The organism is Streptomyces sp. OfavH-34-F (assembly GCF_022347745.1).
GTDB lineage: Bacteria > Actinomycetota > Actinomycetes > Streptomycetales > Streptomycetaceae > Streptomyces.
This window is the reverse complement of the sequence record NZ_JAKRGC010000378.1, coordinates 1-5,498: the sequence shown is the minus strand read 5'-3', so window position 1 is coordinate 5,498 and position 5,498 is coordinate 1. Positions and strand designations below refer to the sequence as shown.

The 5,498-nt window shown below is 68.3% G+C and carries 9 protein-coding genes; all 9 read left to right on the top strand.

Features of this window, described 5'->3' with window-relative positions:
* The first annotated feature begins 236 nt into the window (after positions 1-236).
* Positions 237-869 carry a hypothetical protein gene (locus MHW47_RS31425; RefSeq protein WP_239227267.1) on the top strand — a complete coding sequence of 211 codons (633 nt, stop codon included), beginning with the start codon at positions 237-239 and terminating at the stop codon, positions 867-869.
* 424 nt (positions 870-1,293) lie between these two features.
* Positions 1,294-1,602, top strand: a complete 309-nt coding sequence (rpsJ, locus tag MHW47_RS31420; RefSeq protein WP_003948644.1) for a 30S ribosomal protein S10 — start codon at positions 1,294-1,296, stop codon at positions 1,600-1,602.
* Between the two features lie 13 nt (positions 1,603-1,615).
* Entirely contained in the window at positions 1,616-2,260 is a 645-nt protein-coding gene (gene rplC / locus MHW47_RS31415; protein WP_111339468.1) for a 50S ribosomal protein L3, read from the top strand.
* Between the two features lie 4 nt (positions 2,261-2,264).
* Positions 2,265-2,915 (top strand): 50S ribosomal protein L4, encoded by a 651-nt coding sequence (rplD, locus tag MHW47_RS31410; RefSeq protein WP_111337409.1) that lies wholly within the window; start codon positions 2,265-2,267, stop codon positions 2,913-2,915.
* A complete protein-coding gene (gene rplW, locus MHW47_RS31405; protein WP_111337412.1) occupies positions 2,915-3,238 on the top strand; it encodes a 50S ribosomal protein L23 in 324 nt (107 codons plus the stop codon). Before rplD ends, rplW begins: the two co-directional genes overlap by 1 nt.
* Positions 3,239-3,276: 38 nt before the next feature.
* Positions 3,277-4,113, top strand: coding sequence for a 50S ribosomal protein L2 (gene rplB, locus MHW47_RS31400; protein WP_073964434.1), 837 nt, complete (start codon positions 3,277-3,279; stop codon positions 4,111-4,113).
* Positions 4,114-4,125: 12 nt separating this feature from the next.
* Positions 4,126-4,407 carry a 30S ribosomal protein S19 gene (gene rpsS / locus MHW47_RS31395; protein WP_239227266.1) on the top strand — a complete coding sequence of 94 codons (282 nt, stop codon included), beginning with the start codon at positions 4,126-4,128 and terminating at the stop codon, positions 4,405-4,407.
* Between the two features lie 41 nt (positions 4,408-4,448).
* Positions 4,449-4,796: a 50S ribosomal protein L22 gene (rplV, locus tag MHW47_RS31390; protein WP_004571827.1), complete on the top strand. Its 348-nt coding sequence runs from the start codon at positions 4,449-4,451 to the stop codon at positions 4,794-4,796.
* On the top strand, positions 4,796-5,498 hold a 703-nt coding region (gene rpsC / locus MHW47_RS31385), incomplete at its 3' end, for a 30S ribosomal protein S3 (protein ID WP_239227265.1). The genes rplV and rpsC, both read left to right, overlap by 1 nt.

Sequence of the window (5,498 nt, the reverse complement as noted above, 5' to 3'; positions counted from 1 at the left end):
GCCAGTGGCCCTCTTTGCCGGCGAACTCGCCGTGCACGGTGGGGGCGAAGAGCTGCGCCCGTAGCCGCTCTGCGTCGGTCTGTAGGGCGAGGGCGAGGGCGGCGCGGCGGGCGGCAAGGTCGGCGGTCCGGGCCGGATCGGCCACCCGCGCCCACCCCTTCCGCGGCTCGCCCGCCGAGCGGTGGGCCTCCGGGGCCGATGCCATCGAGCTGCCCGAGGCGAAGGCGACGGGCGGGATGAGCAAGGAGGACGTCGCGCTCGCCCTGCGCCTGACGAAGCAGTTCCTGGTCGCCACCAATCTGGACCCGGCCGTCCTCCGGGGTGGGGAGCCCACCGCCGCGCTGGCCCTGCTCGACCCCCGGCAGCCCGAGGTGCTGCCGAACCTGCGGCGCGCCCTGCGCGACCCGGACGAGCAGCACGACCCGCTGGACCTGGTGAGCCGCTTCGATCCGGCCGAGGTGCGCCTGGCCGGTGACGTGGTCCGGGTGCGGGGGAGGATGACGTTCGCGGCCGGGGAGAAGCCGGGCGAGGTCCGGGTGCACGCCGACTACACGTTCGTCTATCCCCTGGTCCGGGCGGGGGACGGCGACGGCCCCGTGACCCGCACGATCATCCGCAGGGCCCTGACCACGTCCCTGCTGGACCCGGCCCAGTGGCAGGCGACACGGGGCAGGATCGGCCTCTACCGCTACGACAACGAGTTCGGCAACAGCGCGTGCGACGTGCGCGACGGCTACTACCACCCCGAGTTCGGTGACGGCCTGCCCACCGGTACCCCCGCCACCGGTCCCGCCAAGGACCCGTACGACCGGGGCCGGCGCCTGGCCGGGGAGGACGACGGACGCTGCTGGGCGGTGAGCCGCACCTGACGGGCCCCGGGAGCGGGGTCGAAGCGCGCCTGCGTTTGAGCATCCACTCGGCCGGGGTAAGATTCCCGGCCCGATTGGCCAGGCTCGTGACGCGTGTGGCACACTAGCCAGGTTGCTCGGTTGAGTGTCAATGCTGCGCGCCTCCCGCCGGGAGGACCGGAAGCGAGTCCCACAGTACTCGTCGGCCCCATGCGGGCCGGACGTACGGGAATCTTCCGGGAAGCGTAAGTGGGGCGCCGGCCAGGCACCCGGTGGGGTTTCGCCCCCGGCAGCGTGGTCTTCGGCCCGCACCCCCTTGGTTGGGAAATCCTTCGGGACTTCTACGTAGAGGGGATGCGACACGCCCGACCGCGTGGGTCGGAGACGGAGTTACCGAACCCCGGGTTCCAGAGCGTGAATACGAGAGACAGGACTACTAGTAGCCATGGCGGGACAGAAGATCCGCATCCGGCTCAAGGCCTACGACCACGAGGTCATCGACTCCTCGGCGAAGAAGATCGTCGAGACGGTGACCCGCACTGGTGCGTCGGTCGCGGGCCCGGTGCCGCTGCCCACTGAGAAGAACGTGTACTGCGTCATCAAGTCGCCGCACAAGTACAAGGACTCGCGCGAGCACTTCGAGATGCGCACGCACAAGCGCCTCATCGACATCCTCGACCCCACGCCGAAGACGGTTGACTCGCTCATGCGCCTCGACCTGCCGGCGGGCGTCGACATCGAGATCAAGCTCTGAGGTGACGCGCGAGATGGCTAAGAACATTAAGGGCGTCCTGGGCGAGAAGCTCGGCATGACCCAGGTCTGGGACGAGAACAACCGGGTCGTCCCGGTGACCGTCGTCAAGGCCGGGCCCTGCGTCGTCACCCAGGTCCGCACCAACGACAGCGACGGCTACGAGTCGGTCCAGATCGCCTTCGGCGAGATCGACCCGCGCAAGGTGAACAAGCCCCTCAAGGGTCACTTCGCCAAGGCCGACGTCACCCCGCGCCGCCACCTGGTGGAGCTCCGCACCCCGGACGCGTCCGAGTACACGCTCGGCCAGGAGATCACCGCCGAGGTGTTCGAGTCCGGCGTCAAGGTCGACGTCACCGGCAAGAGCAAGGGCAAGGGCTTCGCCGGCGTCATGAAGCGCCACAACTTCCGGGGCCTCGGCGCCGGTCACGGCGTGCAGCGCAAGCACCGTTCCCCCGGTTCGATCGGTGGCTGCGCCACCCCTGGGCGTGTCTTCAAGGGCATGCGCATGGCCGGTCGGATGGGTAACGAGCGCGTCACCACCCAGAACCTGACCATCCACGCGGTTGACGCGGAGAAGGGTCTGCTGCTCATCAAGGGCGCGGTCCCCGGTCCGAACGGCGGCCTCGTCCTGGTCCGTACCGCGGCCAAGGGGGCTTGAGGTAATGAGCACCATTGACATCCTTTCGCCGGCAGGCGACAAGGCCGGTACCGTCGAGCTCCCCGCGGAGATCTTCGACGCGAAGACCAGCGTTCCGCTGATCCACCAGGTCGTCGTCGCACAGCTGGCAGCTGCCCGTCAGGGCACGCACAAGACCAAGTCCCGTGGCGAGGTCCGCGGTGGTGGGCGCAAGCCGTACCGCCAGAAGGGCACCGGCCGCGCGCGCCAGGGTTCGACCCGTGCGCCGCAGTTCGTCGGCGGTGGCGTGGTCCACGGCCCGCAGCCGCGTGACTACTCCCAGCGCACCCCGAAGAAGATGAAGGCCGCCGCCCTCCGCGGTGCCCTCTCCGACCGGGCGCGTCACTCCCGCATCCACGTCGTCACCGGCGTGGTCGAGGGTGGGATCTCCACGAAGGCCGCCAAGACGCTGTTCGGCAAGATCTCGGAGCGCAAGAACCTGCTCCTGGTCGTCGACCGCAACGACGAGGCCGCGTGGCTCTCCGCACGCAACCTGCCCCAGGTGCACATCCTGGAGCCGGGCCAGCTGAACACGTACGACGTGATCGTCTCTGACGACGTGGTCTTCACCCAGGCCGCCTTCGAGTCCTTCGTGTCTGGCCCCCAGACCGCTGAGACCGAAGGGAGCGACGCCTGATGAGCGAGGCGACCGTTACCAGCAAGACCTACGACGACCCGCGCGACGTTCTCGTCAAGCCGGTTGTCTCGGAGAAGAGCTACGCGCTGCTCGACGAGAACAAGTACACGTTCATCGTCGCGCCGGGCTCCAACAAGACCCAGATCAAGCAGGCCGTCGAGGCGGTCTTCTCGGTCAAGGTCACCGGGGTCAACACGATCAACCGCCAGGGCAAGCGCAAGCGCACCCGCACCGGTTTCGGCAAGCGCGCGGACACCAAGCGCGCCATCGTGACCCTCGCTGAGGGCGACCGTATCGACATCTTCGGCGGCCCGACCTCCTAGTGAGGCCGAGTCGTCCGGAATCGGACGAGGACTGAGAAATGGGTATCCGCAAGTACAAGCCGACGACCCCGGGCCGTCGTGGCTCCAGCGTCGCCGACTTTGTCGAGATCACGCGGTCCACGCCGGAGAAGTCGCTGGTCCGCCCCCTGCACAACAAGGGCGGCCGTAACAACACCGGTCGTGTGACCGTTCGCCACCAGGGCGGTGGCCACAAGCGCGCCTACCGCGTGATCGACTTCCGTCGTCACGACAAGGACGGCGTGCCGGCCAAGGTCGCGCACATCGAGTACGACCCCAACCGCACCGCGCGCATCGCGCTCCTGCACTACGCGGACGGCGAGAAGCGCTACATCATCGCGCCGCGTGGCCTGACGCAGGGCGACCGTGTCGAGAACGGCCCCGCCGCCGACATCAAGCCCGGCAACAACCTGGCGCTGCGCAACATCCCGGTCGGTACGACGATCCACGCCATCGAGCTGCGGCCCGGCGGCGGCGCGAAGTTCGCCCGTTCCGCGGGTGCCTCCGTGCAGCTGCTGGCGAAGGAGGGCACCATGGCCCACCTTCGTATGCCGTCGGGTGAGATCCGCCTGGTCGACGCCCGCTGCCGCGCCACCATCGGCGAGGTCGGCAACGCCGAGCAGTCGAACATCAACTGGGGCAAGGCCGGCCGCATGCGGTGGAAGGGCGTTCGCCCGACCGTCCGCGGTGTCGTCATGAACCCGGTCGACCACCCGCACGGTGGTGGTGAGGGCAAGACCTCCGGTGGCCGTCACCCGGTTTCGCCGTGGGGTAAGAAGGAAGGCCGTACTCGTTCGCCCAAGAAGGCGTCGAACAAGTACATCGTCCGCCGCCGCAAGACGAACAAGAAGCGCTAGGAGCGGGTTTAGATGCCGCGCAGTCTCAAGAAGGGGCCCTTCGTCGACGACCACCTCGCCAAGAAGGTGGACGCACAGAACGAAGCAGGCACCAAGAACGTCATCAAGACCTGGTCCCGTCGCTCGATGATCGTCCCGGCCATGCTGGGTCACACCATCGCGGTGCACAACGGCAAGATCCACGTCCCGGTGTTCGTCACCGAGTCGATGGTCGGCCACAAGCTCGGCGAGTTCTCGCCGACTCGCACCTTCCGCGGCCACGTCAAGGACGACCGGAAGTCGAAGCGCCGCTAACAGCGGGGTGACTGACTATGACTTACACCGAAGGGACAACCATGGAAGCCAGGGCCCAGGCGCGGTACATCCGCGTCACGCCCATGAAGGCCCGCCGCGTGGTGGACCTCATCCGTGGCATGGACGCCACGGAGGCTCAGGCGGTCCTGCGTTTCGCCCCGCAGGCCGCGAGCGTGCCGGTCGGCAAGGTGCTGGACAGCGCCATTGCCAACGCCGCACACAACTACGACCACACCGACGCCTCTTCGCTGGTCATCAGCGAGGCGTACGTGGACGAGGGTCCGACCCTGAAGCGGTTCCGTCCGCGTGCCCAGGGCCGCGCCTACCGGATCCGTAAGCGGACCAGCCACATCACCGTGGTCGTCAGCAGCAAGGAAGGAACCCGGTAATGGGCCAGAAGGTAAACCCGCACGGGTTCCGGCTCGGCATCACCACGGACTTCAAGTCCCGCTGGTACGCCGACAAGCTGTACAAGGACTACGTCAAGGAAGACGTCGCCATTCGTCGCATGATGACGAAGGGCATGGAGCGCGCCGGCATCTCGAAGGTTGAGATCGAGCGCACCCGCGACCGCGTCCGCGTCGACATCCACACCGCTCGTCCGGGCATCGTCATCGGCCGCCGCGGCGCCGAGGCCGACCGCATCCGCGGCGAGCTGGAGAAGCTGACCGGCAAGCAGGTCCAGCTGAACATCCTCGAGGTCAAGAACCCCGAGACGGACGCTCAGCTGGTGGCCCAGGCCGTCGCCGAGCAGCTGTCCTCCCGCGTCTCCTTCCGTCGTGCCATGCGCAAGAGCATGCAGAGCACGATGAAGGCCGGCGCCAAGGGCATCAAGGTCCAGTGCGGTGGCCGCCTCGGCGGCGCCGAGATGTCCCGCTCGGAGTTCTACCGCGAGGGCCGTGTGCCCCTGCACACGCTCCGCGCGAACGTCGACTACGGCTTCTTCGAGGCCAAGACGACCTTCGGCCGCATCGGCGTGAAGGTCTGGATCTACAAGGGCGACGTCAAGAACATCGCCGAGGTCCGCGCCGAGAACGCCGCCGCCCGTGCGGGCAACCGCCCGGCCCGTGGCGGCGCCGACCGCCCGGCCG